At 73.3% G+C, this 26,591-nt stretch carries 30 protein-coding genes and 1 tRNA gene; 18 read left to right on the top strand and 13 right to left on the bottom strand.

Annotation, left to right across the window (positions count from 1 at the left end; translation table 11 throughout):
• Positions 1 to 139: 139 nt before the first annotated feature.
• Complete coding sequence (locus OIE69_RS37390; protein ID WP_326579292.1) at positions 140 to 427, top strand: DUF1905 domain-containing protein; 288 nt, start codon at positions 140 to 142, stop codon at positions 425 to 427.
• A 25-nt stretch (positions 428 to 452) separates the two neighbouring features.
• Here the strand turns inward: OIE69_RS37390 and OIE69_RS37385 are convergent, their stop codons facing one another.
• Both OIE69_RS37385 and OIE69_RS37380 read right to left on the bottom strand, forming a co-directional pair.
• Positions 453 to 932, bottom strand: coding sequence for a hypothetical protein (locus tag OIE69_RS37385; protein WP_326579290.1), 480 nt, complete (start codon positions 930 to 932; stop codon positions 453 to 455).
• A 436-nt stretch (positions 933 to 1,368) separates the two neighbouring features.
• Positions 1,369 to 1,443, bottom strand: a tRNA-Trp gene (locus OIE69_RS37380).
• A gap of 353 nt (positions 1,444 to 1,796) precedes the next feature.
• Between OIE69_RS37380 and OIE69_RS37375 the strand changes: the two genes are divergently transcribed.
• On the top strand, positions 1,797 to 2,309 hold the full coding sequence (locus tag OIE69_RS37375) for a hypothetical protein (RefSeq protein WP_326579288.1): 513 nt from the start codon (positions 1,797 to 1,799) through the stop codon (positions 2,307 to 2,309).
• Positions 2,310 to 2,636: 327 nt separating this feature from the next.
• Here OIE69_RS37375 and OIE69_RS37370 read toward each other — a convergent pair whose 3' ends face one another.
• Positions 2,637 to 3,104, bottom strand: a complete 468-nt coding sequence (locus tag OIE69_RS37370; protein WP_326579286.1) for an SAM-dependent methyltransferase — start codon at positions 3,102 to 3,104, stop codon at positions 2,637 to 2,639.
• 183 nt (positions 3,105 to 3,287) lie between these two features.
• Positions 3,288 to 3,797: a DUF1062 domain-containing protein gene (locus OIE69_RS37365; RefSeq protein WP_326579284.1), complete on the bottom strand. Its 510-nt coding sequence runs from the start codon at positions 3,795 to 3,797 to the stop codon at positions 3,288 to 3,290.
• A gap of 614 nt (positions 3,798 to 4,411) precedes the next feature.
• Between OIE69_RS37365 and OIE69_RS37360 the strand changes: the two genes are divergently transcribed.
• Entirely contained in the window at positions 4,412 to 5,170 is a 759-nt protein-coding gene (locus OIE69_RS37360; RefSeq protein WP_326579282.1) for a class I SAM-dependent methyltransferase, read from the top strand.
• A 191-nt stretch (positions 5,171 to 5,361) separates the two neighbouring features.
• Here the strand turns inward: OIE69_RS37360 and OIE69_RS37355 are convergent, their stop codons facing one another.
• Positions 5,362 to 5,517, bottom strand: coding sequence for a hypothetical protein (locus OIE69_RS37355; protein ID WP_326579280.1), 156 nt, complete (start codon positions 5,515 to 5,517; stop codon positions 5,362 to 5,364).
• Between the two features lie 37 nt (positions 5,518 to 5,554).
• Positions 5,555 to 6,067: a hypothetical protein gene (locus OIE69_RS37350; RefSeq protein WP_326579278.1), complete on the bottom strand. Its 513-nt coding sequence runs from the start codon at positions 6,065 to 6,067 to the stop codon at positions 5,555 to 5,557.
• A gap of 149 nt (positions 6,068 to 6,216) precedes the next feature.
• Between OIE69_RS37350 and OIE69_RS37345 the strand changes: the two genes are divergently transcribed.
• The 7 genes from OIE69_RS37345 to OIE69_RS37315 all read left to right on the top strand — a co-directional run bounded on the left by OIE69_RS37345 (position 6,217) and on the right by OIE69_RS37315 (position 11,013).
• Positions 6,217 to 6,495 (top strand): DUF6510 family protein, encoded by a 279-nt coding sequence (locus tag OIE69_RS37345; RefSeq protein WP_326579276.1) that lies wholly within the window; start codon positions 6,217 to 6,219, stop codon positions 6,493 to 6,495.
• A gap of 78 nt (positions 6,496 to 6,573) precedes the next feature.
• A complete protein-coding gene (locus OIE69_RS37340) occupies positions 6,574 to 7,008 on the top strand; it encodes a nuclear transport factor 2 family protein (protein ID WP_326579274.1) in 435 nt (144 codons plus the stop codon).
• 54 nt (positions 7,009 to 7,062) lie between these two features.
• Positions 7,063 to 8,271, top strand: a complete 1,209-nt coding sequence (locus tag OIE69_RS37335) for a PP2C family protein-serine/threonine phosphatase (RefSeq protein ID WP_326579272.1) — start codon at positions 7,063 to 7,065, stop codon at positions 8,269 to 8,271.
• 195 nt (positions 8,272 to 8,466) lie between these two features.
• Positions 8,467 to 9,132 (top strand): VanZ family protein, encoded by a 666-nt coding sequence (locus OIE69_RS37330; RefSeq protein ID WP_326579270.1) that lies wholly within the window; start codon positions 8,467 to 8,469, stop codon positions 9,130 to 9,132.
• Between the two features lie 159 nt (positions 9,133 to 9,291).
• Complete coding sequence (locus OIE69_RS37325) at positions 9,292 to 9,558, top strand: DUF6400 family protein (RefSeq protein ID WP_326579268.1); 267 nt, start codon at positions 9,292 to 9,294, stop codon at positions 9,556 to 9,558.
• Positions 9,545 to 9,775 carry a hypothetical protein gene (locus OIE69_RS37320; protein ID WP_326581524.1) on the top strand — a complete coding sequence of 77 codons (231 nt, stop codon included), beginning with the start codon at positions 9,545 to 9,547 and terminating at the stop codon, positions 9,773 to 9,775. The genes OIE69_RS37325 and OIE69_RS37320 overlap by 14 nt, the downstream gene beginning before the upstream one ends.
• 116 nt (positions 9,776 to 9,891) lie before the next feature.
• Positions 9,892 to 11,013 (top strand): baeRF3 domain-containing protein, encoded by a 1,122-nt coding sequence (locus OIE69_RS37315; protein ID WP_326579266.1) that lies wholly within the window; start codon positions 9,892 to 9,894, stop codon positions 11,011 to 11,013.
• 129 nt (positions 11,014 to 11,142) lie between these two features.
• On the opposite strand, the gene OIE69_RS37310 is transcribed toward OIE69_RS37315, so the two are convergent.
• Positions 11,143 to 11,586 (bottom strand): SRPBCC family protein, encoded by a 444-nt coding sequence (locus OIE69_RS37310; RefSeq protein ID WP_326579264.1) that lies wholly within the window; start codon positions 11,584 to 11,586, stop codon positions 11,143 to 11,145.
• Between the two features lie 236 nt (positions 11,587 to 11,822).
• On the opposite strand from OIE69_RS37310, the gene OIE69_RS37305 reads away from it, so the two are divergent.
• The 3 genes from OIE69_RS37305 (at position 11,823) to OIE69_RS37295 (ending at position 14,734) form a co-directional block, all read left to right on the top strand.
• Complete coding sequence (locus OIE69_RS37305; protein ID WP_392567697.1) at positions 11,823 to 13,289, top strand: S1 family peptidase; 1,467 nt, start codon at positions 11,823 to 11,825, stop codon at positions 13,287 to 13,289.
• Positions 13,290 to 13,330: 41 nt separating this feature from the next.
• The gene (locus OIE69_RS37300) at positions 13,331 to 14,062 is read left to right on the top strand and encodes a class I SAM-dependent methyltransferase (protein WP_326579262.1); all 732 of its coding nucleotides are present in this window, start codon (positions 13,331 to 13,333) and stop codon (positions 14,060 to 14,062) included.
• Between the two features lie 156 nt (positions 14,063 to 14,218).
• Positions 14,219 to 14,734 (top strand): mycothiol transferase, encoded by a 516-nt coding sequence (locus tag OIE69_RS37295; RefSeq protein WP_326579261.1) that lies wholly within the window; start codon positions 14,219 to 14,221, stop codon positions 14,732 to 14,734.
• On the opposite strand, the gene OIE69_RS37290 is transcribed toward OIE69_RS37295, so the two are convergent.
• The 3 genes from OIE69_RS37290 to OIE69_RS37280 form a co-directional block, all read right to left on the bottom strand.
• Complete coding sequence (locus tag OIE69_RS37290) at positions 14,731 to 15,339, bottom strand: dihydrofolate reductase family protein (RefSeq protein WP_326579260.1); 609 nt, start codon at positions 15,337 to 15,339, stop codon at positions 14,731 to 14,733. The genes OIE69_RS37295 and OIE69_RS37290 overlap by 4 nt on opposite strands.
• A gap of 77 nt (positions 15,340 to 15,416) precedes the next feature.
• Entirely contained in the window at positions 15,417 to 16,916 is a 1,500-nt protein-coding gene (locus OIE69_RS37285) for an MFS transporter (RefSeq protein ID WP_326579259.1), read from the bottom strand.
• 82 nt (positions 16,917 to 16,998) lie between these two features.
• Positions 16,999 to 17,970, bottom strand: a complete 972-nt coding sequence (locus OIE69_RS37280) for an aldo/keto reductase (RefSeq protein WP_326579258.1) — start codon at positions 17,968 to 17,970, stop codon at positions 16,999 to 17,001.
• A 271-nt stretch (positions 17,971 to 18,241) separates the two neighbouring features.
• On the opposite strand from OIE69_RS37280, the gene OIE69_RS37275 reads away from it, so the two are divergent.
• The 3 genes from OIE69_RS37275 (at position 18,242) to OIE69_RS37265 (ending at position 22,564) form a co-directional block, all read left to right on the top strand.
• On the top strand, positions 18,242 to 18,904 hold the full coding sequence (locus OIE69_RS37275) for a peptidoglycan-binding domain-containing protein (RefSeq protein ID WP_326579257.1): 663 nt from the start codon (positions 18,242 to 18,244) through the stop codon (positions 18,902 to 18,904).
• Between the two features lie 72 nt (positions 18,905 to 18,976).
• The gene (locus OIE69_RS37270; RefSeq protein ID WP_326579256.1) at positions 18,977 to 20,263 is read left to right on the top strand and encodes a PP2C family protein-serine/threonine phosphatase; all 1,287 of its coding nucleotides are present in this window, start codon (positions 18,977 to 18,979) and stop codon (positions 20,261 to 20,263) included.
• A 105-nt stretch (positions 20,264 to 20,368) separates the two neighbouring features.
• Complete coding sequence (locus OIE69_RS37265; protein ID WP_326579255.1) at positions 20,369 to 22,564, top strand: FUSC family protein; 2,196 nt, start codon at positions 20,369 to 20,371, stop codon at positions 22,562 to 22,564.
• Here the strand turns inward: OIE69_RS37265 and OIE69_RS37260 are convergent.
• Together OIE69_RS37260 and OIE69_RS37255 are read right to left on the bottom strand one after the other, a co-directional pair.
• A complete protein-coding gene (locus OIE69_RS37260; protein WP_326579254.1) occupies positions 22,515 to 23,030 on the bottom strand; it encodes an HD domain-containing protein in 516 nt (171 codons plus the stop codon). The genes OIE69_RS37265 and OIE69_RS37260 overlap by 50 nt on opposite strands.
• Positions 23,031 to 23,385: 355 nt before the next feature.
• On the bottom strand, positions 23,386 to 24,081 hold the full coding sequence (locus OIE69_RS37255) for a type 1 glutamine amidotransferase domain-containing protein (RefSeq protein ID WP_326579253.1): 696 nt from the start codon (positions 24,079 to 24,081) through the stop codon (positions 23,386 to 23,388).
• 106 nt (positions 24,082 to 24,187) lie between these two features.
• On the opposite strand from OIE69_RS37255, the gene OIE69_RS37250 reads away from it, so the two are divergent.
• Complete coding sequence (locus OIE69_RS37250; RefSeq protein WP_392567615.1) at positions 24,188 to 25,150, top strand: LysR family transcriptional regulator; 963 nt, start codon at positions 24,188 to 24,190, stop codon at positions 25,148 to 25,150.
• Between the two features lie 55 nt (positions 25,151 to 25,205).
• Here the strand turns inward: OIE69_RS37250 and OIE69_RS37245 are convergent, their stop codons facing one another.
• The gene (locus OIE69_RS37245; protein WP_326579252.1) at positions 25,206 to 25,550 is read right to left on the bottom strand and encodes a hypothetical protein; all 345 of its coding nucleotides are present in this window, start codon (positions 25,548 to 25,550) and stop codon (positions 25,206 to 25,208) included.
• A 101-nt stretch (positions 25,551 to 25,651) separates the two neighbouring features.
• On the opposite strand from OIE69_RS37245, the gene OIE69_RS37240 reads away from it, so the two are divergent.
• Positions 25,652 to 26,587, top strand: a complete 936-nt coding sequence (locus tag OIE69_RS37240) for a MerR family transcriptional regulator (protein WP_326579251.1) — start codon at positions 25,652 to 25,654, stop codon at positions 26,585 to 26,587.
• Positions 26,588 to 26,591 lie beyond the last annotated feature (4 nt).

Here is a 26,591-nt window from a genome sequence, read left to right as displayed (position 1 = left end):
GGAAGTGAATCGATCGGCAATTAGTTTGACTCCTGAAACCCCATCAGTCGCCCCGGAAACGGACCTATCCCCCTCGCCTCCGGGGGTCGTCGGTAGGCTGAGGCGGTCTTGCCGCCCCTCCAGGAACAGGACGGACCTCATGGAGCTCGTGTTCGCCGGCCGCGTGATCGAGTGGCGCGGACCCTCGCCGTACTACTTCGCGACTTTGCCGGACGAGGAGTCCGCGCACATCCACGAGGTGGCCGCGGCGGTCACCTACGGCTGGGGCGTCATCCCCGTCGAGGCCCGCATCGGCGGCACCGCCTTCACGACGTCGCTCTTCCCCAAGGACGGCGGTTACCTGCTGCCGCTGAAGGACGCCGTGCGCCGTCCTCAGGGCATCACGGCCGGGGACGACGTGACCGTGGAGCTCACGGTCCGGCTTTGAGTCTGCGGGCGGCACACCGTACGGTTCATCGGCCCAGTTGCGCGCGGGCCGCCTCCAGGAACGCCAGTTGCGCCCCGCGCACGTGGTCGTGCAACGACACCTCGGCGTGGGCGTACTCTCGCCACAGCACCTGGTCGACCGCCGTCCCGTACGCCCAGGCGCGGCGGTAGAAATCGGCCGGGAAGACGACCCCGATCATCCGCTCGCACACCCACATCCGGTCGATCAGCCCCAGGGCCGCCGCCCGCCACTCCGCTGTCGCGGCGGTCTCCCAGTCGCCTCCGGCGCCCTCCCGCTGCTCGGCGAGGCGTACCCCCTGCTGCGCCAGGGCGATGAACTCCTGCAGCAGCTCCAGCCGTTCCGCCCTGCGGGCCTCTGCCACGTCCGCCTGCCGGCGCCTGGCCTCGCTCCGGCCGGCCTGACGGCCCGCGGTGATCTGGGCCAGGAAGGAGAAGCCGCCGCCGAGCGCGACACCGAGCAGTGACGTCCACACCTGAGCGTCCACGGCACACACTCAACCAAACCGCCGCGGGCCGGCGCAGGCGGAACGCCCTTCCCGCACGATCGTGGACACCGCCCTCGGACGGACCCGGCACGGGGCACGTCCGCCGTCGCCGCGCCCGAGGGTCCGGCCCCGCCCCGAGTTCCAGCAGGTCACCGGATACCACCGCGCCTGGCCCTGCGCGGGAGCGAGCGGCGCGTCGTCAACGCCGACCGCGGGGCCCCGGAGGACGGCTACGTCCACCCCCTCCACCACGCGGAGGCCGCCAAGGCGCCGAAGGGGACGTCACTGGACCCCTACGCGAAGCGCGAGGCCATCGACGACATTCCGGCCGGGTGCGTGACGGCCACCCGCACCTGACCGCGCTCCCCCCACGGGACGAGCCCCGTTCGCGCTGCGAACGGGGCTCGTGTGCGGCAGGGGCCGCGTCCATCGTTTGCAGGGGCGGCAGGATTTGAACCTGCGGCATGCGGGTTTGGAGTCCGCTGCTCTGGCCGGGCTGAGCTACACCCCTTCGGTGGCATCACCTTGGCACGTGAGGCGGTGGAGGGGCCACGTGTTTTCCGGGGGGTGGGTTCGAGTGCGGCTTCCGGTCCGCCCGGGGCCCGTCGAGACGCCGGACCGCCCCCGTCGGGCAGATCAGCCGGTGGCCGCTCTCATTCCCGGGGTCGCAGTCCGGCGCCGCGGCGAGCGCCCGCATCGGGTGGGACCCGCCGCGGCGTGGCCCGTGTCGCCGCGCCCAGCCGGTTCGGCTCGAAGGCTCCACCCAGGGCACTCCCCCGGTCGCGGGCCGACCTCGAAACGTATCCGACGGCGCCTGTGAGCGTGGTCTTGGCCTCGCTCAGACGTGGGGTCACACTTGCCCCTGTGGAGGAGGCCATCCCGCTCAGCCGAGGCGATGTGCACTGGGTGTTCCCGGACCTTGAGGACACCGACGCGGTGGCGGGAGCGCTGACCACCGCCGATGCGCTGGTCTCCCGGCTGGCCGGGCACCTCGGCGTCCGTGCCGGCCGCACCGGAAGCGTCCTGGAGTACCTCCGCCTCGAAGGCCACGTGCTCGCGGGGGTCTTCGGCTGCGCCGAGCGGCCCGAGGTGTCCTTCCACGCACGGCTGTACTTCCCGCGGCGCTGCCTCTGGGATCTGCGCTGGGGTCCGCCATGGGACGTCGAGGCGGAGGTCAGGGTGCCGTGCGACCGCGAAACGGACTGCGGCGGGCACACCCTCGCCGTGAGCGAGCACACCTACGTCACTCCCGTCGACTCGGCGCGCGGCTTGGTGCGGGCCACGACGTGGCTGCTCACGCAGGGCGTCAGCAGGCCGCCGGACGCGTGGCGCTCCCTCGACCCCGGGTGCGGGTGCCTTCCCGGCCTGGTGGATTGAGACGACGGCCTCGATGCCGCGAACCCGCCCATGAGCGGCCCGGCCCAGCGGTTCCGGCCTGTGTGCTGACGTGCGGTACTCCTCGGGGAGCTCGACACCGTACTGGCCCTCGACCTCGGCGATCTCGGCGGCCGTCAGGACAGGATCGAGGAACGGGTACGGAGAAGTCCCCCGGCCCCGTGCCCGGCACTCGGCCTCCTCCACCGCGATCACACGTTCCCGGACCCCCGACCAGCCCGTGTGCGTGTCCATGACTGCCGCACGGTGTCGCACACCTGCGCGCTCTCCCCGGGCCCCGCCGAGCACCGATCACCTTGTCGCCGCGTCCTACGGCCGGAAGTACTCCGACATCAGACGGCTGACCCACTCCGGCTGCTTGACGTTCAGCGGGCGGAACTCCTCCATCGTCGGCTTCAGGTCGATGACCGGGGTGCCCGAGACCGCGTCGAGGCCCACCACCGTCAGTTCGCGGCCGCGGACGGATTCGATGGCGCAGGACGTCACCCCGATGCGGTTCGGCCTGCGGGGGCCGCGGCCGGCGAAGACGCCGACGGGCGGGAGGTCGGAGCGGCCGCGGTAGGGGCGGGGTTCACGGTGGTCGTCCTGTTCCGGGAACTGGTCGAAGACGAAGAGGACCTCCACGTGGGAGAAGCCCTCCAGTCCCTGGAGGCAGGCCTCGCCGAAGCGCTCGTCGACGGTGATCGTGCTGCGGACGGCACCCCAGTTGTCCGTGTGCTGGACGTCCGTCCTGTCGTTCCGGACCGTTCCTATCGCTGTGATCTCGAAACTCGGCATGGCCAGAGGCTATCCAGGCCGCGCCCCACGTCGAGGACGACCGCTCCCATGCGTCCCGATGCGGTGCGAGGACGCCTGTGCCCGTCACGGCTCGCAGGCCGACCGGCGGGGCGACGATCCACGAGGGAATCGGTCGGCGGCCCCGCCGAGCCGGGGCACGAGCGGGGCCGACGTGGCGGCCGATCAGGTGAGTCCCCGGACCCCGCCCGCCGGCGCACCGGGTGACGGCGGCGGTGTGGTGACGACGTAGAAGGTGAAGTCCTCGCGTGCCTTCGCGTCGACGGCCATGGGCAGGCGCAGCCGCCCGGACGCGGCCATGCCCCGCACGGCGGACCGGCTCAGGCCGAACCCGGTCATCAGCAGCTTCTCGACCCGCACGGGCGCAGGGAGTTCGAATCTGACGAAGACCTCGAGCGGCACCGGTCGCTCGGGGTCGGGCCGGTGGAAGGGCATGTCGGTCTCCAGCTCCCATGTGCCGCTCCAGTCGAGCCGGTACGAGGCCCTGCCCGCCAGCGCACCGTCCATCGCCAGTTGCCGCACCATGACCGGATCGTTGTTCTCGAACATCAGCAGCCGCTCGCTCTCGAGCGCCTGCACATGGACGCGCTCGTGGACGGGGATCTTCGACGTGCGGCCGCACAGCGCGCAGCCGATCAGCAACCAGACGTCGAGGAGTTTGCCGCTCGCGTTCACGCGGATCTTCCCGGTGGGCCGGTGACGCGTGGACCTGCACGAGACGCATGCTCTGACGATGGCGGGCAGACCCAGCTCTCGGATCACCCACAGTGCCTTCCGGTCGACGTCGACTCCGCCGCCGTCAGCGGGCACACGGCTGCCAAGGGATTGGTTCATGGTTTCGGCGAGCTCCAGGGCTTGCGCGGAAGGCAGCACCCATCGCCGTACGGCGCCGTGGGATGCCTTCCGGAATCAGTGGCGAACAGCCGGTGCCGCAGAGCGGAGCACACCGGCCGGCGCGACGTGGCGGAGCACGTCGCGTGAAGGAAGCCCGCAGCCCGCACCGATCACACGGTGCGGGCTTCGAGCGGTACGGCGGAGCGAGACGGGGAGTGACTCGAACCCGTCTTCATTCCGCACATGCGCCACTGGTCACAGATCCATGCCGGAGATGATGTGCAACCGGTGGGTGGTCGGGCAACAGGTTTTCCGGAAGTCCGGAGGACGGCACCTCAAGCCCGGCTCGGGCAGGCCCTCTTGTGGGGCGAGGCGGTGCAACCTACCGTCCCGATGTGTCGAATCGACGCGTCAGGACGCCGCTTGCGGTCGCCCGGCTGACACGGGGAGAGGCCATGAGGACGATCGACTACAACCAGGAGCAGTACCGGGACTACGCGCGCGGTCGCGCGCTCTCCGAGCGCCAACTGGGGGTGTGGCTGGACGCTTTCGCGGCGGTGCTGCCCGAACGGCGGCCGCTGGCAGGGCTGGACGTCGGTTCGGGGACCGGCAGGTTCACCCCCGCGCTGGCACGGGAGTTCGGGCCGGTCATCGGCGTCGAGCCGTCGGTCCGGATGCGCGAGGTCGCGCAGACGCGGTCCGGGCACCCCGGGGTGCGGTATCTGGCGGGCGGCGCCGAGGAGATGCCGGTGCCGTCCGACAGCGCCGACTACGCCCTGCTGTTCCTCTCCTGGCACCACGTCCAGGACAAGCTCCGGGCGGCCCGGGAGCTGGCCAGGGTGCTCAGGCCCGGCGGGCGGTTGCTGCTGCGCGCGAATTTCAGCGACCACCATCCCCGCCCGTGGTGGCTGGAGCACTTCCCCCGGGGATACGAGGTGGACGCCTCGATCTTCCAGCCGCTGCACGAGGTCATCGCGATGTTCACGTCGGCCGGCTGGAAGGTCGTGGACTACGGCACGGTCACCGAGCCGTCCCCGGGCACCCGCGGCGACATGCTGGAACGGCTGCGCCTGCGCACCCTCTCGTTCTTCGCGCAGCTCGGTCCCGAGGAGGTGGAGGCCGGCTTCCACCGCTTGGAGCAGGCTGTCGCCGCGGATCCCGACGCGCCGGCGCCCGTGTTCGCCGAGCCGCTGCTCACGTTCGAACTGCGCTGACGAAGGGATCGGGCACGGCACGGGTGACGCCCTGCGTCGGTGCTCGACGGAAGCAGGAAACGCTCGGCCTTGTGTTGCAGGTCAGGGGGCAGACCCGTCAGCCCCCTGACGATCGCGCGAAACTCCCGGCCGAGTTCGGGAAATTCGGCCCAGACCGCCGAGTCCCTGGTGTGGACCGATGTCCTGCCCGATCAACAAGCGCATGCCTCGACGGTCAGCTCGCCGATCGGCCGATGCCGCAAGGCGAGTGCGGTGGCGATGAGGCGGGTGTCGTCGGCCGACGGAGCCGGCCATTGTTCGCGTTCGAGCTCGTGGAGGGAGCGGTCACGATGCATGGGGTGCGTCATCGATCGATGGTCCTACGGCCAGGTTCCGAACCCGGTCTCATGTGTCCGTCAGACGATCGCTCACGGAGACGTCCGGGTACACGCGAATGCTCAGGCTCCCCTCGTGTCCCCCCAACTCGAAGTGCACCACTATGTACTTCTCCCGGACACCGTCCTCGATCCGGATACCGCGCGCACCCTCCCGGTAGATGCTGAGAATCTCGGCGTCGTCGCGCAGCCAGCGGAGCATGAACGAGCCGACGGTGACGTCGTACGAGAAACAGAGGATGTCCTGGTCGTCGACTACCAGCTCGAGGACCTCCACGTCTTCGCAGCCCTCCTCCGGCACGGGCGCGACACCGAACACTTCCCGGAAACGGGCGGCTTCGGGGACATGGAAGCTGCCGCCTCCCCCCGGAGCAGGGGGCGGTTCCGGTACGCGGCCCCGCCTCGGGAGAGCAGCACCCTCATCGCGTCGAGGCGAGGGGCCGACCTCGTCGGTGTGGATCACCGGGGCGGCGTCGTGCACAGGCGTCGCGCCATGGAGATCCGGAGCAGCGGTGCGGGGCATGGGGACACGATCCCATGCCGGGAAACCCGCAGGCGACCGGCCGTACCCGGGCCGTACGGCGGACGGGCCGACGGCGTGCGCGGGCGGGGTGGGCGTCGGCTGCGTAGGGTGGGTGGCGCCGGGGACGGCCGGGCCGATGGGAGGCTGGGATGAGCGCACAGGGCACGGACGCGTACACCGACGGCAACGCGCTGGCCGGACCGCTGCGGGAGATCTTCGCGGTGGAGATGACGGCCGCCGAGGGGCGCTGCGTGGGCTGCGGACTCACCGGCCCGGTCGCCTCGCTGCGCGTCTACGACCACGCTCCCGGTCTGGTGGCGCGCTGTCCCGGCTGCGACACCGTGATCATGCGGCTGGTCCGCGGGCCGTCCGCCGCGTGGCTCGATCTGCGGGGCTCGGTGAGCATGCGCATCCCGCTGCCGGAGTGACACCTTCGGTCGATTCCCGGCCCGGTTGACCGCTGCACGCGTCTTGGCTCTTCGCGCCGTGTGCCCAACACTGTGCCGATGACGACGCGAGCGGAGTGGGAGACCCTGCTGGACCGGCTGGCCGTGGACGAGCTGATCAGCGGCTACGGGGCGGCCGTCGACGACGGCGACTGGACGGCGTACGTCGCGCTCTTCACCCCGGACGGCCGGGCCGACTACACGTCCGCGGGCGGCATCGCCGGTCCCGCCACCGAGGTCGCCGAGTGGCTCGACTCGACGATGCGGCTGTTCCCCGTGCGCCAGCACCTGATCGTCAACCGCCGGATCACCCTGGAGCCGCCCTCGGCCGTGGCGCGGGCCGACTACGTCAACCCCATGCGGCTGGACGACCCGGGGACGAAGGCGACCGCCCCCAACTTCGTGTGCGGCGGCCGTTACACGTTCGGCCTGCGGCACACCGGAACCGGCTGGCGCATCCAGGAGGTGCTGGTCCGGGAGAAGTGGCGTTCCTGAGGCGCGGGACCCCACGGACGGGCAGGGCCAGGGGCGCGGGTGTATCCAGGAGTAATGGACGTGGCACGACGCCTGGGGCAGTGGGGGCGGTCGTGGCGGCCCAGGCAGCTGCTGGTGGCCGCCATGATCATGCTGATCCTGGTGGTCACCGCCGTCGACATCATGGCACCGCCCGACGTCCATCTGGGACCGTTCCTGGTCGCCGCCCCCGCGATCACCGCGTCGTTCGCCGGGGCCAGGACGACGGCGTTGGTCGGCGGGGTCGCGGTGGCCGCGCAGATCCTCGTGGCGGGGGTCCGCACGACGCCGCTGGACCTCAACCACTCGGCGCAGATCGCCACCCTGGCCCTGATGTCGGTGCTGGCGACCTTCTTCGCCCACCTGCGCGTCAAGCACGTGCGGCAGGTGACCCGCCTGCGTTCGGTGGCCGAGACCGCGCAGCGGGTGCTGCTGCGGCCCATCCCCCGGCGCATCGGACCGCTGTGCATCGCCTCGGTCTACCTCGCGGCGGAGGCGGAGGCGCAGATCGGCGGGGACCTGTACGCGGCGGTGCGGACGGACGGCGGGACCCGGGTGATCGTGGGCGACGTCCGCGGCAAGGGCATGGAGGCGGTGAACGAGGCCGCGCTGACCCTGGGCGCCTTCCGGGCCGTGGCCCACCGGCAGGCGGAGCTGCCGGCCCTCGTCCTGTGGCTGGAGCGGGCCCTCTCGTCGGAGCTCACCGATCCCGCCGCCGAGGCCGGACGGGCCGAGGACGAGGCCGAGTCGTTCGTCACCGCGGTCGTCGCCGACATCCCGGACGACAAGCCGGTGGTCCACCTCGTCACCTGCGGTCACCCCCCGCCGCTGCTGCTGCACGACGGACGGGTGACCTCGCTGGACATGCCCGCGCCCGCGCCGCCGCTGGGGCTGACGCAGTTCGTCGGCGGGGCCGGCGAGGAGCCCACGGTGCGGACGTTCGCCTTCGGGCCGGGTGACACCCTGCTGCTGTACACCGACGGGGTCGTCGAGGCACGTGACGTGTCCGGCGTGTTCTACCCGCTGACCGGCCGGCTGGCCGGGCTTCCGCCCGGTGATCCCGAGGCGCTGGTGGACCGTCTGTGCGCCGACCTCCTCGCCTACGCGGGCGGCTGCCTCGGCGACGACGCGGCCGTCCTGGCGATCAGCCGGTCGCCCGCCCTGGTGCCGGCGGCGGGCCGCGCGGGCGGTGGTCCGCCTTCGGCACCGCCGCCGCCTCCCGGGCAGGCGGCGCCCCCGAGTTGACCGGCGCGGCGCGGCGATCGATGGCATCGCGGGGGGCGCTTGGGGTATCCGGTCTGTGACACGGGGAGACCACGACCGGAACAGACCAAGAGGAGGGGGTAGTCCGTGGCTCGATCGGCGGTGCGCGGGCGTACGTCGGAAGGATCGGGAGAGGGCCGGCGATCACCGCTGGCCGCGCTTGCCCGATGGGCGGCGATGGCGCTGGCGTTCGTGGCGATGGTCGCGTTCGGGGCGGTGCTGGCCCGGGCGACACTGGCGCCGTCGTACGCCTCGGAGGGGCTCGCGCACGCGAATCTGCAGCCGGGTGCGTCACTGCGGCAGTACTACGAGCGGTACACGGTGGCGGGCGCCGTGCGGCAGGTCGGCGGGAACGTGCTGCTGGGCATGCCCTTCGGCGTGCTGCTCCCGGTGCTGGCGCCCAAGGCGCGCGGGGCGCTGCGCGTGGTGGTGACGACCGGCCTGGTGATGATCCTCGTGGAACTGGCGCAGGGGGCGGTGGTGCAGGGCCGCGCCTTCGACGTCGATGACGTGATCATGAACACCGCCGGTGCCCTGCTGGGCTACCTGCTCTTCGGGCGCCGCCTCGGCCGGGCCGTGCACGACGTCCGCCCGGCGGCTCCCGCCGAGGACCCGGCCCCGGCGGCGAAGCCCGCGGCCGGCACCGGGACGTCGAGGATCACGAAGGCGTTCCGGGGTCGCGGAAGCGGCGCGGCCGGGAAGACCGGAACGGCGGGGAAGACCGGGAAGACGGCGGGAGCCGGGAAGGGAGCCGCGAAGGGGGCCAAGGCCGCGGAGCCGGGCCCCCGCAGGCCGTTCCCGTCCTTCGGGACGGTCCGCCGCAAGGCCGCCCGGCGCTCCTGAGCGGGCGCCCGGCCCCCTGCGCTCCGCCGCTGGTACGTCCCTGACCAGCGGCGGAGCCGCATGGAGTTCGTCACATCGGGGCGGGAAAGGCTTTCCCCCGGGCACCACACTTTGTTACACAGAGTGGATTCATCCCCGATTGCCCCGGGAGCGGGCGACATGAACGACGACGACACCCCGGACCGCCTCCACGCGTTCGAGCTGGACTTCACCGACCACGAGACCCGCCGCCGGGCCGAGGTCCTCGCCGCCCTCGGCGACGACTGGGACCCGGTGACCGTGCTCCGCGAGGAGGACGCGGCCTACCGGCTGCTCTACTCCGGCCTCGACGAGGAGCAGGAAGCGGTGTACCGCACGCTCGTGGCCGCCGGTGTGCTGCCGCCCCGTGAGGCGACCGGGGAGGACGACGGTGCTGCTTCCGATTGATCCCACGGCCGACCCCGGCCGCCGGGCGTGGGTCCCCTGCCCGCGCTGTGCGGACCACCGGGAGTGCGCCACCTGCGCCGCGGGCCGCAACTGCCCCGACCACTGGCGCTACTTGCTGTCGAACAAGGGACCCGTGCTGCATCTGCAGTGCCCCGGCTGCACCCACATGTGGGCCTGGGACTCCGGCTTCGGCGCGCACCACCGCAACCGCGCCTGAACGTCACGCCGCCCGGGCCGTCCCCGGCAGGCGGCGGCCCGGCTGGTGTGCGAGGCTCGGGGTGTGGGCTGCCCCCGTCCGCGGGGAGCAACCGCGGACCCCTCAGGGAGGCGATCATGGAAACCGATGCCCTGACGGTCGGCACCCTGCGAGAACTGCGCGCGACCAGGCCGTATCCGGCGGTGTCGCTGACCATGCCGACGCACCGGCGCCAACCGGACAACGCCCAGGACGCCGTACGGCTGCGCAATCTTCTCGCCGAGGCCGAGCGCCGGATCGAGCACGATCCCGAGGCGTCCCGCCGGGCCCGGATGGCCATCAAGACTCAGCTCAAGGCGGCCGCCGCCGAGGTCGACCTGCGCTACTCGCTGGACGGGCTCGTCATGTACGCCACGGAACGGGACCACCAGATCTGGACCCTGCCCCGGGCCGTCCCCGAGCGCGTGGTTCTCAGCGACAGCTTCCTCACCCGCAATCTTGTCGCCGCGAAGGCGAGGGCCCGCCCGTACTGGGTGCTCACGGTGGCGGCCGACCGGGCCACCCTGTGGGGCGGCAGCGGCCAGTCGCTGCACCCGCACGACGCCCGGGGTTTCCCGCTGGAGCCCGATCCCGTGCAGTGGGACCCCGAGCGTCAGGAGCAGGTCGGGGACCACCCGAGCACCTTCCGGGACGAGGAGACGCGGCGGTTCCTGAGGTCCGTGGACAGCGCGCTCGCCGCGCTCCTGGCCACCGACGACCGGCCGCTGTACCTGGTCGGCCTGCCGGACGCGGTCGCCCTGCTCAAGGAGGTCGGCACCGCCGCCGACGCCGCGGTGGCCGTCGTGCACAAGGGCGGCCTGGCGAACGGCCCCGCGCCGGCGCTGCTCCAGGAACTCGCCCCGGCGCAGAAGGAGTTCGCGGAGCGGGAGGCGGAACAGATCGACCGCAGGCTGGTGGACGCCCGCAGTCGCAGGATCTTCGCGGCCGGGCTGGACGAGGTGTGGGAGTCGGTGTGCGAGGGCCGTGCCGAACTCGTCGTGGTCGAGGAGGACTTCCAGCGCGCGGTGCGCCTGAGCGACGGTCACCTCACGCCGGTCGACGGTGACGCGCCGGAGGCGGGCGGCTTCGAGGAGGGCATCCGCGAGGACATCGTGGACGAGCTCGTGGAGACCGCACTCGACAAGGGCGCCGAGGTCCGCTTCGTGGCGCCGGACAGCCTCGTGGAGCACGACCGGATCGCGGCGGTGCTCCGCTACTGATCCGTCGCGCCACCGGGCCGCCGTCCGGTCGCGGCGAGCGCGGCGCCCCCGAGAACGTCACCCGGGTCCGCTGTCGGCGGCGGGCCCGGGTGACCTGCGCCGCGGCGGCGGCATGGGCGGGCCGCCGGGTCAGGAGGCCTCGACGGCGGCCTTGATCCGCTGCCCGAACGCCGGGGCGTCCTTGCGTGCGGCGCTCAGGGCGATTCCCACCAGCAGCTTCCCGAGACCGTGCCCTTCCAGATGGTTGAAGATCCGCACCCGGGTGGTGGTCTCGGAGACCGGCTCCAGGTCGTAACCGCCCTCGGCGGTGACCAGGTTCTTCGACTGCTCGGTCCAGCGGATCCGGTTGGGCGGGTCGAACTCGGTGATCCGGAACTCCCGGTGGGACTTCATCCCGGCGTCCTTCACGATGCTGGTGAACACCGTGCCGACCGTGGTCGGGGCGTCCGGCGTCCGCAGGATCTCCTGCACCCTGGGGCTGAACTTCGGGTCGTTGCGCCCGTCCGCGAGGAAGGCGAAGACCTCCGCCACGGGACGGCCGACCTCGACGACCGCCTCGAACTGACCGCCCATGTCGCTCCTTGATGCCTCGGTGGATCGCCGGGTCCGGCGACCCGGCCACGATAGGGCCCTTCACCGCCCCGGGCACCCGGGCGCGTTCCGCATCTTCGCCGCGAGCGGTGAGCGCTGCGGCTCCCCCGCACGTATGGAAGGCCGGGTCCCCGCTCGGGACCTGCGGCAGCTCATGCCGGTGACCTGCAGGTACGTAAGCGGATATTGGGGGCACGGTGAGGCGCAAACGGCGTCAGGTGCAGCGCGCGCTGCGGCTCGTGGCCGTCGCGGGAGTGGTCTGCGGCGGAGTCATGATGTCGCAGGCCTTCGGGGCGGCCCCCGACGGCACGCAGCCCAGGAGCGGGAGCCGGGTGCTGGACGCACCGGACGGCGCGCGGGGCCCGGCGGACGCGGCGGGCCTCGCCAGAGACCTGGCGGCGCGACTCGGCGACGCCCGGACGGGCGGCAGCTGGGTGGACGACGAGGGCCGCCCGGTGGTCGCCGTGACCGACGAGGACACCGCGGCCGAGGTCGCCCGGGCGGGCGCCCGGGCGGAGGTCGTCCGCTACAGCATGCGTGACCTCCAGGACGCGGCCGGCGAGCTGCGGGAGGCCCCGCGTGTGCCCGGTACGGCCTGGTCGGTGGACCCGGTCTCCAACGAGGTCCTCGTGCTGGCCGACAGCACCGTCTCCGCGCAGGAGTGGGCACGGCTGCAGTCCGTCGCGGACGGCATCGGCGGGCAGGTGCGCATGGAGCGCACCGAGGCCGCCTTCACGACCAGGACCGCGGGGGCGGCGCCGATCCTGACCCGGGGCAGCCGCTGTTCCGCCGGCTTCAACGTCACCAACGGCACGACCGACTTCATCCTGACGGCCGGTCACTGCGGCCCGCCGGGCACCGGCTGGTTCGCCGACAACCAGGGGACCAAGCCCGTCGGCACCACCGTCTCGACCTCGTTCCCCGGCGGCGACTTCTCGCTCGTCCAGTACCAGAACGACGGCTCGGACCACAGCAGCGTCGTCGGGGTCGGCTCCGGCCGCGTGGTCCGCATCACGGGTGCGGCCGACCCGTTCGTGGGTCAGGAGGTCTTCCGCAGCGGCAGCACCTCGGGGCTGCACTCCGGTCAGGTCACCGGACTGAACGCGACCGTCAACTACCCCGAGGGAGCGGTCAGCGGTCTCATACAGACCACCGTGTGCGCGGAGCCCGGTGACAGCGGCGGCCCCCTGTTCGCCCAGGGCTTCGCGCTCGGCATCACCTCGGGCGGCAGCGGCGACTGCACCGCCGGCGGCATCACCTTCTTCCAGCCGGTGACCACGGCGATGGCGACGCTCGGTGTGAGCCTGCCGCGCGCCACGGACAGCGGCGACGCCGCGACGCCGGCCGCCGGTGGCGGGACGCCGGGTACGGCGCCGGCCGCCACCGCGGGTGCGCCCACCCGTGAGGCGGGTGGCGGCGCGGGAGGCGGTTCGGGCGGCTCCGGGACCGGCCAGGGCGGGCAGCAGGCGGCCCCGGGGGCGCCCGGCGCCCCGACGGCTCCGGGTGGCGCGCCGGTCTACCCGGGCACCGCGAGCGGTCCGACGTCGCTGGGCGCGATCGGCAGCGGCGGCGGCATCGGCCCCGGTCTGCTGATCGTCGCCGTCAGCTGCCTCGCGTTCCTGGCCACGCGGTGGATCCGACCCGCCGCGGCCGCCGGGGGCTACGGCTCGGGAGGCTGGGACTGACCGGCCGTCGCGGGCGGGCCGGGACGGAGGATCATGGAGGTATGACCGGTTCACCTCGCGCCCGCTCCTTCGACCGTGCCGCCGGACGGTACGCCGCGAACCGCCCCTCCTACCCGCCCGCCCTCCTCGACGCCGTCGAGGAGCTGGCGGGACGCCCGCTGAGCGGTGCCCTGGTGGCCGACGTGGGCGCCGGGACGGGCATCGCCACCGCGCTGCTGCACGACCGCGGCGCCCGGGTCGTGGCGGTGGAGCCCGGCGACGGCATGTCCGCGGAACTGCGCCGCAACCTGCCGGACGTCGCCCTGGTCCGCGGGGACGGCGACCGGCTGCCGCTGGCCTCCGGCGCCTTCGACTTCGTCACGTACGCCCAGGCGTGGCACTGGACCGATCCGCGGCGGTCGGTGCCGGAGGCCCTGCGGGTGCTGCGGCCGGGCGGCGCGTTCGCACTGTGGCGCAACGACCCCGACACCTCGGTGCCGTGGATCGCCGCCGAGCAGACGCGGCTGCGCGGCTTCTTCGCGGCGCTGTCCCACCCCCGCGCGGGGCGGCTGCCGGACGGGCCGGGTTTCACCGAGCTCCGGGTGCCGTGGTCGCGGCGGGTGCCCGTCGAGGTGCACCTGGCGAACATCGGCACCCAGTCGGCGTTCCTGGTGATCGGCGAGGAGCGTTCCCGGGCCTTCCTCGCCGCCGAACGGGAGCACCTGACCCGGCACTTCCCCGACGGCATGGTGGACGAGCACTACGTCGTGGCCCTGGTCCTCGCGATCCGCTGACGGGCGGCCCGGCGCCGGCGCCGGACGCCACGCGCCGCCCACGCACCCGGTGACCCGTACGGTCGCGGCGCGGCCCGGGTGCCGGGTGCTCTGGTGGCCGCGGCGGGGCGGCACGCCTAGCGTGGGCGAAGTGGCACAGGAACCGAGGGAGCACGCATGAAGAGCGCAGATCTCCTCGCCGACGCCTTCGGCAGGATCCAGGAGGCCGTGCACGAGGCCGTCGAGGGCATCGCCCCGGAGGGCCTGCACGCGCGGCAGGACGAGGGGGCCAACTCGATCGCCTGGCTGATCTGGCACCTGACGCGCATTCAGGACGACCATGTGGCCGGCGTCGCGGGCACCGAGCAGCTGTGGACCGCCGACGGCTGGGCCGACCGCTTCGGTCTGCCCTTCGCGCCGTACGACACCGGGTACGGCCACCGCCCCAAGGACGTCGCCGCGCTGCGCGTCGAGTCGGGCGAGCTGCTGACCGGCTATCACGACGCGGTGTGCGAGCGCACCCTGGGCTATCTGTCGACGCTGCGCGAGGCGGACTTCCCCCGCGTCGTCGACACCAGCTGGGATCCGCCGGTGACGCTGGCGGTGCGGCTGGTCAGCGTGGTCTCGGACGATCTGCAGCACGCCGGGCAGGCCGCGTTCCTGCGCGGCTGCGTGGAACGCGGCGCGCTCTAGCGGCCCGGCCGCGCGTTACCGTCACCGCCGTCGTCGGCATCGGCATCGGCGCGCTCGTACTGGAGCAGTACGACCCCGTTGCCGAAGGTCCGGGTTCCGGTACGCCGTAGGGCGGTGAGGGTGCCGGCGTCGGGGAAGGGCGTCCTGCCCCGCCCCAGCAGGACGGGGTGGACGTAGATCCGGAACTCGTCGACCAGGCCCAGCCGCAGGAAGGAGGCGGCGAGGCCGGCCCCGCCGAGCACCAGGTCGCCGCCGGGCCGCGCCTTGAGCTCCCGGACCTCCTCGGCGACGACGTCGCGCACGATCGTGGCGTTCCAGTCGGCCCGCTCAAGGGTCCGCGAGTACACGAACTTCGGCATGTCGCGCCAGATCCCGGCGAACTCGGCCACGGCGGGGCTGCTCTGCGGGTCGGCGTCGGCCGTCGGCCAGTAGGCGGCCATGAGTTCATGGCTGACGCGGCCGCTGAGGAAGCCGCCCATCACCTTCAGCCGCTCGTTCATGTGGAGGTGCAGCTCCTCGTCCACGAGGTGCCAGTCGATCTCGCGATCGGGCCCCTCGAAGTAGCCGTCGAGGGACACCGACATCTGCATGATGATCTTTCGCACGGCGGTCCTCACCCTGGGTCGCCCGGGTTGCCCACGACCCCCCGGACGATACCCCCCCGGGCCGCCGGCAAAGCCGGTCAGGGGCGCGCGCCGGCCGTGCCGGAGGTCCCCGCCGGCTCCTCGACGGCGCTGAGCGGGGCTGCCAGGGACTCCAGGCTGCGCCGCTCGGCGCGGACACCGATGGCCGCCTCGACCAGCCCCGCCAGCGTCATCAGGGTCGCGCCGAGGCAGAAGGCGAGGGTGGTGTCGCCGGGCTCGCCGCTGCTCACCAGGCTGTTGAAGAGCAAGGGACCGGTGATGCCGCCGATGGCGGTGCCGACGGCGTAGAAGAAGGCGATGCACAGCGCCCGGGTCTCCAGCGGGAAGATCTCGCTGACCGTCAGGTAGGCGGCGCTGGCGCCCGCCGAGGCGAGGAACAGCACCGCGGTCCAGCAGGCCGTCATCGTCACCGCGCTGAGGGCGCCCTGCTGGAACAGGTAGGCGGTGCCGAACAGGAGCAGGCCGGAGCCCACGTAGCTGCCGGTGATCATCGGCTTGCGGCCCACGGAGTCGAAGAGGTGGCCGAGCAGCAGGGGGCCGAGGAAGTTGCCGACCGCGATGACGGCGAAGTAGTAGCCGGTGTCGCCGTTCGGCACGTCGAAGAAGGTGGTGAGGATGACGGCGTAGCCGAAGGTGACGGAGTTGTAGAGGAAGGCCTGGCCGGAGAAGAGCGCGAGGCCGAGCACGGTGCGGCGCGGATACGTGCGGGTGACGGTGCGGGCGATGGACAGGAAGCCCCGTTCGCCGCGGGGGCGGATGAGGATGCTCTCGCCCGGCTCCGGCAGGGGCTTGCCGCTCTCCTCGGCGACCGTGCGCTCCACGTCCGCGACCAGGCGTTCGGCCTCCTCGGCCCGGCCGTGGGTGAACAACCAGCGCGGGCTCTCCGGCACATGGCGGCGTACCAGCAGGATGACCAGCCCGAGGACGACGCCGATACCGAAGGCGAGCCGCCACCCGACGTCGGTGGCGAACAGCGAGGTGTCCAGGAGGGCGATGGACGCGAACGCGCCCACGGCGGCGCCGATCCAGAAGCTGCCGTTGATGATCAGGTCGATGCGGCCGCGCACCCGGGCCGGGATCAGTTCGTCGATCGCCGAGTTGATGGCGGCGTACTCGCCTCCGATGCCGAACCCGGTGAAGAAGCGGCACAGGATGAAGAACCAGGCGGTCCACGACACCGCGGTGACGGCCGTGGCCGCGAGGTAGACGGCCAGGGTCACCATGAACAGCTTCTTGCGGCCGAGCCGGTCGGTCAGCCTGCCGAAGAACAGCGCGCCCAGGCACGCCCCCGCGACGTAGACCGCGGCCGCCAGGGTGGTGACCTGGGCGGTGCTGATGTCGATGCCGCTGCCCCGCTCGGCGAGCCGGCCCGCCATGTTGCCGACGATGGTGACCTCGAGGCCGTCGAGGATCCACACCGTGCCGAGACCGATCACGATGCGCCAGTGCCAGCGGGTCCACGGCAGCCGGTCCAGACGGGCCGGGACATCGGTCCGCAACGCCCCCGGCGGGTCGGCGTGAGCCGTCGACGCTGACATGGCCACCTCCGTGAACGATCCGTTCTGTCCGGAAGCGCGTCTTCCCCCGAGGGGGGCGTTCATGCTGCGGCGGTCGGGCCGGTCAGCCGTAGAAGTTGCGCTCCCAGCGGTGCCGGGCCAGCACGGCGAGTTGATCCGGCGTCAGGGGGCGTCCGTCGCTCAGCGCGGTGTTCCGCTCGACGTTGCGCACCGACCGCATGCCGGGGATGACGGTGGAGACCGCGGGGGCGCTCAGCACGAACCGCAGGGCGGTCTCGGCCATGTCGTCCCGGTCGATGCCGAGGTCGGCGACGATGGCGTCCACGTGCCGCTCCACCTGCGCGGGCCGGTCGTCGCGGAAGTAGCGGTTGCGGAAGTCGCCTTCGGGGAACGCGCTCCCGGCGGTGATCCGGCCGGTGAGGCCGCCCTCGTCGAGTGCCACCCGGACGATGACGCCGACGCCGTGCTCCTGGCAGGCGGGCAGCAGCGCGTCGGCCGGTGCCTGGTCGAAGACGTTGTAGATCACCTGCACCGTGTCCACGAGGCCGCTGCGGACCAGGGCGAGGGCGTTGTCCGGCTCGTGGTCGTTGACCGACACGCCGAAGAGCCGGATCTTGCCCTGCTTCTTGAGGTCGGCGACGGTCTCCGCCCAGTCCCCGCGCCGAACCCACTCGTCGCTCCAGACGTGGAACTGGAGTACGTCGAAGTGGTCGAGGCCGCTTGCCCGCAGGCTGGTGTCGAGGCTCTCGCGGATGTGGTCGCCGGGGAACGCCTCGGCGGGGTCGACACCGTCGGGCGCGGGCCACAGCCGGTTCTTCGGCGGCACTTTGGTCGCCACGAGAACCTCCTCGCCGGCGCGGGCGCGCTCGCGGACGACCCGTCCGACGATGCGCTCGCTCTCGCCGTAGCCGCGGGCGGTGTCGATGAGGTTCACCCCGAGGTCGACGGCCCGGTTCAGGGCGCGTACGGACTCGTCCTCGGTCGCGCCCACCCACGCGGACTCGCCGATCCCCCAGGCTCCGTAGCCGATCTCCGACACCCGCAGCCCGCTGCGTCCCAGGTCCCGGTAGCGCACAGTCGTCCTCCACTCGTGCCGTCACCCGCGGAGCGGTCTCCGCAGCCATGACGATAGGCGACCGGCCCGCACAAGGTCATCAGGGTTCCGCGCGGTCGCCGCCGACGACGCCCGCGCATACCCCAACGCGGCCCGGCCCGCGACGAATTCGGCGGTTCCGGGCCTTTGCCCACCGGCGGGTCCTAGCGTGGTCGGCCCGTAACGGATGACGGGGGAGAACAGGGGGACCGCTGTGCCGAACCCGTCCGGCGGAGGACCGTCACGGCGCCGCATGATCGAGCCGACGCGCATCATCCCCGCGCGGGAGGCATCCGGGGGGCCGGACGAGCCGTGGGAGGACTCCCTCGACCTCTTCCGCCCGGCCGGCGGTTCCGCCGGTTCCAGCCCGCCCAGGGAGGGCGGCCCCGACACCCAGCCGCTGCCACGCACCGCACCGCCTCCCGCACGGCCCGCACCACCGCGTACGGACCCCCGGGCCGGGGCCCGGACGGGACGGCCGCCTCGGCGCACCCCGCGTACCACGCGCGCCCTGCGCGTCGCCGTGCTGACCGGCACCGGTGGGGCCGCCGGATTCGCGCTCGCGCTCGCCCTGTTCGCCCCCGGCGTCCTCCATCCCCGCGCGCCGCAAGGCGCCGCCCCCGCCGCTCCCGGCGCGCCCACCGCCACGGCTCCCGGCTCCCCCGGCGCGGGCGCGATCGGCGGGGTGCTCCGCCGGGGCGACACCGGACCGGCCGTCAGCGAACTGCAGGCCCGGCTCCTGCGGATCCCGGACGTGTACGCGGGCGGCGCGGTCGACGGCCTCTTCGACGGGCGCCTCGCGGCGGCCGTCGCCCGCTTCCAGGTCTGGTACGGAGTCCGCGGCGACGAGAGCGGCGAGTACGGCGACGCGACGCGCCGCGACCTGGAGTCCCGTACCTCGCTCGCCTCGGGCTGAGCTCCGGCGGCCCGGCCGGGACGGCCGGCCGCGCGACAGGTGAGGAAACCGCAGGCCTTATAGATTGGTGGGGTGGCCCTGCCCGAGCGGGGGGACGACGAGCAGCACACCGTGGCGGCACCGCGGATCGACTACGCGGCGCTCTTCGCGGCGACGCCCAGCCCGTACCTGGTACTGGACGCGGCGCTCGTCATCGTGAGCGTCAACCGGGCGTACCTGGAGGCGACCCGGCGCACCCGGGACGACCTGATCGGGCAGTACATCTTCGACGCGTTCCCGGACAACCCCGCCGATCCGCTGGCCGACGGGGTGCACAACCTCAGCGCCTCCCTGCACCGGGTGCTGACCTCCCGCGAGCCCGACACGATGGCGGCGCAGAGGTACGACATCCCGCTGGTGGCCGAGCCCGGGAGGTTCGAGGAGCGCTGGTGGAGCCCCATCAACACTCCCGTCCTCGGGCCGGACGGCACGGTGGCGTGGATCATCCACCGGGTCGAGGACGTGACGGCGTTCGTCCAGGCCCGCCGGCACCGGCACGGGCTGCAGGGCTCCGAGCTGAGCGAGCGGGAGCAGGCGATGGAGGCCGAGCTGTACGCGCGGGCCCGGGAACTGCAGCGCCTCAACGACCAGCTGCGCGAGGCCCACGCCCGCGAGCGGAAGGTCGCCCTGACGCTGCAGGAGGCCATGCTGCACTCCCCGGACCTGGTCCAGCACGGGGACATCGCGGTGCGCTACCTGCCGGCGGCGGGCTCGCTGAACGTGTGCGGCGACTGGTACGACGTGGTCAACCTCTCGCCGGGCTGCTACGCGGTGGCGGTCGGCGACGTCGTGGGCCACGGTCTGGAGGCCGCCAGCGTCATGGGGATGCTGCGCAGCGCGCTGAGCGCGGCGATGCGCACCGTCGACGGTCCCGCCAAGGCCCTGGAGATCGTCGGCCAGTACGCCCGCTGTGTGGAAGGCGCCCTCGCCACCACGGCCTTCAGCGCGCTGATCGACAAGGAGCGGCACACGATCAGCTACAGCAGCGCCGGGCATCCGCCGCCCGTGCTGCTCCACGGCGACGGACGCTGCGAACTGCTGGACCAGGCGACCGACCCGCCTCTGGGAGCCCGTCCCGCCCACGTCCCCCGACCGCAGGCGGCCGTGTCGTACCGGCCGGGGGACACGCTGGTGCTCTACACCGACGGGCTGATCGAGCGCCGCGAGGAGGACATCTACACGGGCCTGGCCCGGTTGACCTCGGCGCTCGCCGAGAAGCCCGGGCTCGGCGCGGAGTCGCTCGCGGACGCCCTGCTGACCCGGCTCGGCGTCACCGGGGGCGCGGCGGACGACATCGCGCTGGTCACCGTACGCCTGTGAGGCGCGGGCCGGTGCGGACGGCGCGGTGGCCGGGCGGTGCCGCCCGGCCTACGGTGATCTGAGGGGTCCGGCGGGTCGTGGACCTGAGCAGCGAGGAGGCCGCGGGTGCCCGGTCGCGGTGGGCTGGAGTGGGTGCGGGCCCGTGATCCGGGTCTTCGGGCGGTGCGCCGTTCCGCTCGGGTGACGCTGGTGGCGTGCCTGAGCTTCTATGTGGCGCGCTACGGCTTCGGCGACCCGGTCGTCGCGATCTACGCGCTCTTCGGCGCGGTCGCCTCCGGCGCCCTGTCGTATGTGCCGGGTACGCCGCGTGAGCGTGCCCGGACGCTGCTGGCCGCGCTGCCGGTGGCCGCGCTGCTGGTGGCCCTGGGCACGGCGCTGGCCGTGAGCGACTGGACGGCGGCGCTGGGGATGCTCGGGGTCGGCTTCGCCGTGACGTACGCGGGAGTGGGCGGGCCGAAGCTGGTCGGGCTCGCGAACGGCCTGCAGTTGTTCTACATCCTGCCGTGCTTCCCGCCGTACCAGCCGGAGACGCTGGGCCTGCGCCTGTGCGGTCTGGTGGTCGGCGTGCTGCTGATGGCGGCGGCCGAGTTGTGGGTGTGGCCGGATCCTTCGCCGGGCCGCTACCAGGACCGGCTCGCCCACGCGTGCGAGGCCGCGGCGGACGCTCTGCAGTCGCTGGCGCTGGAGCCTCCGGTGGTGCGGGAGCGGTCGGAGGGCCTGCTGGAGACGGCGCAGCAACTGCGCATGAGCCATGTGCCGAAGGACGAGCGGCCGGTGTCCGCGGGTGCGCGCGACCGGGCGCTGTGCCAGGGCGCCGCCTACCTGCGGCACCTGCTGGCGCAGACCGGGCAGTTGGCGGACGACGCGGCGGAGCGCCCGCCGGCCCCCGACGCCGCGCGGTCGCGGATGCTGCTGGCCTCGGCCACCGCCTGCCACGGCGCCGCCCGGGCCCTGAGGGGCGAGGCGCCGGCGCCCCTGGTCGCCCCGTGCGCGGCCACCGCCGAGGCCTTCGAGGAGCACCGGGCCCGCCGGCCGGTGTCCGGGGCGGCCTCCGCGACGACGGTGCGGGACGGGGCGATCGCGCTCGACATCGCGTACACCGCGGCCTTCCTGGTCACGTCCGTGCGGATCGCGCTCGGCGCGCCGGTGCGGTCCGAGGCGACGCGGCCCGCGGAGGGACCGGGACCGTTCTGGTACGCGGGGCAGTCACCCGTCGCGCTGTACGGGCACCGGATGCGGGCCCATCTCACGCCGCGCTCGGTCTACTTCCAGAACGCCGTGCGCATCGCGCTGGCGCTGGCCGCGGCGCGGCTGATCGCGGGCGGGCTCGATCTGTCGCACGGCTTCTGGGCGCTGCTGACGACGCTGACGGTGATGCGCACCAGTGCCGCCGGCACCCGTACGACCGTGGTCCCCGCGGTGCGTGGCACGCTGGTCGGGGCCGGAGTGGCGGCGCTGCTCCTGGGTTTCGTGGGCGACCACCCGCTGGTGTACGCCGTCGCGATGCCGCCGGTGTTCTTCCTGGCCTTCACCGCGGGGCCGCTGCTCGGACTCGGCTGGGGCCAGGCCTTCTTCACGGTCGCGGTGGCCACCGCCTTCACGCAGATCGCCCCCGCGGGTCCCGAACTCGCCGCGTTCCGGATCGCGGACGTGGTGACGGGCGTGCTGACCGGCACCCTCGTCGGGCTGCTGGCCTGGCCGCGGGGCGGCACGGGCGAGCTGGGGCGGGCCTGTTCGCGGCTGCTGGACCAGGGCACCCGGGCGGTCACCCAGATCACCGACTGCATCACGGGCACGGGGACGATGGGCGACGCGCTGTCGAGGGCCCGGCTCGCCCAGCTGATCGCGGAGGCGAGCTACGCGCAGTTCGCGACCGAACGCGACACCCCCGGGGCCGGGCCTGCCCTGCCGACGGACTTCCAGGCGATCATGCTGGCCGGGAACCGGGTCCTGACCATGGGGCAGACCCTGGTGGACCACTGCCCTCCGGGCGCGCTGGCGGCGTGGCCGCTGAGCGCCGCGCACCTGCGGGACGCGGCGCACCATCTGCGGCTGACGACGCTGCCGCTGACGTACGACCTGCGCTCGGGGACGTTGCGTCCGGCGCCGGACGAGTCGCCGCAGCGGAGCGTGCCCACGGACCGCACCGTCATCGCCGACGTCTGCGCGGCCTCGGGCGGCCGGGCACCGGACCCGCTGCTGTACTACGCCGTCGACGCCGCGATCTGGCTGGCCAGCCTGCAGCGGGTGGTCACCGCGGTCCGCCGGCCGGCGGAAGATCCGGTAGCAGCGCAGTGTTGACGACCGCGAGGATGGCCGCCACGTCCTCGCGGGGCACCGCGGGCCACAGAACGGCCCGTGCGCGGCGGTACTTGGCGGCCAGCCGCAGCCGCTGCGCCTCGTCGAGGCGCGCGGCCCGGTCCGGGTGGCTGTTGTGGGCGTTGTCGGCGATCTTGACCAGGGCCGCGTCACGGGAGGCGGCGATCCGCCGCAGTTTGTCCTCGTAGGGCACGCCCGGCTGATTGGTCACCTGCTCGACGATGTCGACGACCCGGTCCGGGACGCCGGCGGCGCGCAGCCGGCCGGCGGTCCAGGAGGTGTCCTCGATGACGTCGTGCAGGAGCCCGGCCATCTGCAGTTCCGGGCCGAAGGCGGCGAGCCCCGCCGCGACCGCCCGGACGTGCTCGATGTAGGGCACGCCGATGCGGTCGGTCTGCCCCTCGTGCGCCAGGCGGGCCAGGGCCTCGGCGTCGGCCACGCTGTTCACCAGGTTCCTCCCAGGATGCCCGGACCTTCAGACCGGGGAGGGAGCGGACCCCTGCGGAGCAGGGCAGGAATCGGGGTTTCGCCCCCAGGGGTAAAGACCGTCGGGTCGTGTCCGTGTCGTGCTGAGCGAGAACCAAGCCGGCACGGCGGCGCGTTGCGAGAACCAAGCACGAGCCACCTCAGCTTTGCCGTACACGACCGGGCAGGTTCCGTCCCGGCTGGTGTTGAGGGAGTAAGACCTTGCGCGTTGCTGACCTGCGGGGCTTCCTGAGCCAGGAATCCCCCTGCGTCAGCAGCGGGAGGGTTCAACTTCATGGCAACCCATCCTCGGGGGCGCCGGGCGGGCCGGTCCAGCCTCAGTCCAGCGCGGCGAGCAGGCGCTCGGCCAGCGGGCCGGAAGATGCCGGGTTCTGACCGGTGATCAGGTTGCGGTCGGCCACCACGTGGGGCGTCCAGGGCTCGCCCTCCTGGAAGTCCGCCCCGAGGGCGACCAGCCGGTCCTGCAGGAGCCAGGGGGCGCGGTCCGCGAGCCCGGCCTGGGTCTCCTCGGCGTTGGTGAAGGCGGTCAGCCGGTAGCCCGCGAACGGCCAGCCGCCGTCGGCGCGTTCGGCGGCGAGCAGGGCCGCGGGTCCGTGGCAGACGACGCCGAGCGGCTTGCCCGAGTCGAGGGCGGCGGTCAGCAGGCGGCCGGAGACCGGGTCGACGGCGAGGTCCTCCATCGGGCCGTGCCCGCCGGGGTAGAACACCGCGGCGTAGTCGTCGAGATCCGCCTCCTCCAGTTTGATCGGGTGCCGCAGCGCCGTCATCGCCTCCAGTTCCTCGGCGACCGCCCTGGCGCCCTCCTCGCCGCCGTTGAACCCGGGGTCCAGACTCCCCCGGTCCACGGCCGGGACGACGCCGCCCGGGCTGGCGACGACGACCTCGTGCCCCGCGGCGGTGAGGATCCGGTGCGGGGTCACGGCCTCCTCCGCCCAGAAGCCGGTCGGGTGCTCGGTGCCGTCGGACAGCGTCCAGGACGAGGCGCCGGTCAGGACGAACAGGATCTTCGCCATGTGAGGTCTCCTTGGGGTGCTAGGTTGCCGCCGGCCCGCGTCGGGGCGGGCCGGACAGCACGACGGTAGGACGGGTCACCCATCGGATTCCAATAGAATCACCATCATGAGCCATACGGATTCCAATGGGTCTCCGGGAATGCGCCCGGGGCACGGCGGCGGCGGCGCGGGAGGCGGGCCGCTGGACCTGACCCTGCTGCGCACGTTCCTGGCAGTGCACCGCGCCGGCTCGTTCACCGCCGCCGCGCGTCTCCTGGGACTGTCCCAACCGACGGTGACCACCCAGATCCGTACCCTCGAAGGACAGCTGGACCGGGAGCTCTTCGAGCGGCTGCCCCGCGGGGTCGCCGCCACGCCCTTCGCCGACGAGCTCGCCGGCCGGGTGGCAGAACCGCTCGACGCGCTCGCCGCCGTCGCCGAGCGCGGGCACGGCGACCCGGACGTCCCGGCCGAGCCGGTGCGCCTCGGAGGCCCGGCGGAGCTGCTGTGCGAGCGTGTGCTGTCGGCGCTGGCCCCGCTCGTCGAGCGCGGCGTACGGCTGCGGATCGGTACCGGGCTCACCGACGACCTGCTGGAGTCGCTGCGGGCCGGACAGCACGACCTGGTGATCTCCACGCACCGCCCGCGCGGCCGGCTGTTCAGCGCCGTCCCCCTGATGGACGAGGAGTTCGTGCTGGTCGCCGCCCCGTCGCGGGCCGCCCGGCTGGACGTGGCGTCCGGCGGCCCCGGCGCGCTGAGCGGCGTCCCGCTCGTCTCGTACGCCGAGGACCTGCCGATCGCCCGCCGCTACTGGCGCCACGTGTTCGGCCGCCGACTCACCGGCCAGGCCGCCGTGACGGTTCCCGACCTGCGGGGCGTGCTGGCCGCCGTCGCCGCCGGCGCGGGCTTCACCGTCCTCCCCCGCTACCTGTGCGCCACCGCTCTGGCCGAGGGGACGCTCGTGCCGCTGCTGGAACCCGAGGACCCGCCCATCAACACCGCCCACCTCGTCCAGCGCCCGGGCGCCGGCCACCACCCGCACCTCGGCCTCGTCCGCGACCTGCTGCTGCGCGAGGCCCGCGCCTGGTGAGGCCCGGCCGGGGCCGCCGGTCCGGACGGGCGGTGCGGCACCGCGGTCACCGCGGTCACCGCGCGAGCGACTCCAGGGCCAGCACGGACAGCAGGAGGAGCCACCCCATCAGGAAGACCACCTGCACGCCCGTGGCGGCCCCGTGGCCACGGCGCGCCAGGACGACGGCAGTCACCGCGAAATACGAGCCGAGGAGGCCGAGGGCCGCCCCGTACACGGTGAGGTCGAGGGCGTCGTACGCCGGGCAGCCCGGTCCGCTGAAGCAGAGGTTGTGGGTCAGGTACCAGTAGACGACGGAGAGGTACATGGCCATGATCAGGAGGATCCCGGCCAGGAACACCGCGACGGCGGTCCAGGCCCCGGCACACCGCGACGGCGGACGCATCACGGAACGAGTCATGAGGCGAGTGTGGCGGTCCCGGCCGGATCTGCACCCGCGCGGGCGCCGTCCGGGAGGGCATGCTTGAGTCTCCCGCGGCGGGAGACCCCAGGATGGCGGACATGGACGACGACACCCTCCACACCATCGGTGACCTGGCCCGGATGACCGGTCTGAGCGTGAAGACCATCCGGTACTGGTCGGACACCGGAGTGGTGCCGCCGACCGATCGGACACCCGCCGGCTACCGGCTCTACGACCGGGCCGCGCTGGACCGCCTGGCCCTCGTGCGCACACTGCGCGACCTCGGCATCGACCTCGCGTCCGTCCACTCCATCCTGGACAGCAGGGTCACCGTCGCCGAGGTCGCCGCGGCCCACGCCGAGGCCCTGGAGGTGCAGATCCGCGCCCTGCGGATCCGCCAGGCGGTACTGCGGACGGTCGCCGGGCGCGGGGCCTCACCACAGGAGACGGAACTGATGCACCGACTCGCCACCCTCTCGGACCGTGAACGCCGCCGTCTCGTCGACGAGTTCGTCGACCACATCGTGAGCGGCATCGACGTCGACCCCGGATTCCCGGCCATGATGCGCGCCGCGCTGCCCGGACTCCCCGACGACGCCTCGCCGGAACAGGTGGGCGCCTGGGTGGAGCTGGCGGAGCTCATCCAGGACGAGGACTTCAGGGCCGGCGTCCGCCGGGCCGTCGCCGACCAGAGCAACGCGCTCGCTGAGGGCGGGCGGCCGGATCCGGCGGTGGCCCGCCGGACGGCCGAGTTGCTGCGCGAGCGCGCGGGCGGCGCAGTGGCGGCGGGTCTCGCCCCGGCCTCGCCGACGGCCCGGCCGGTCGTGGAGGAAGTCGTCGCCGCCTACGCGGAGTTGTCCGGCCGAACGGACGGTCCGGAGTTCCGGGCATGGCTGGCCGAACGGCTGGAGATCTCCCACGACTCCCGTTACGAGCGCTACTGGCAACTGCTGGCGCGGGTGGGCGGCCAGGAGGCACCCCACACCCTGTCCCCGGCGGTCGCCTGGCTGACGGCCGCCCTGCGGGCGGGCTGAGCCG

The sequence above is a fragment of the Actinacidiphila glaucinigra genome, from assembly GCF_035918135.1.
GTDB classification, from domain to species: Bacteria; Actinomycetota; Actinomycetes; order Streptomycetales; family Streptomycetaceae; genus Actinacidiphila; species Actinacidiphila glaucinigra.
This window is presented reverse-complemented; position numbering and strand designations above follow the sequence as displayed.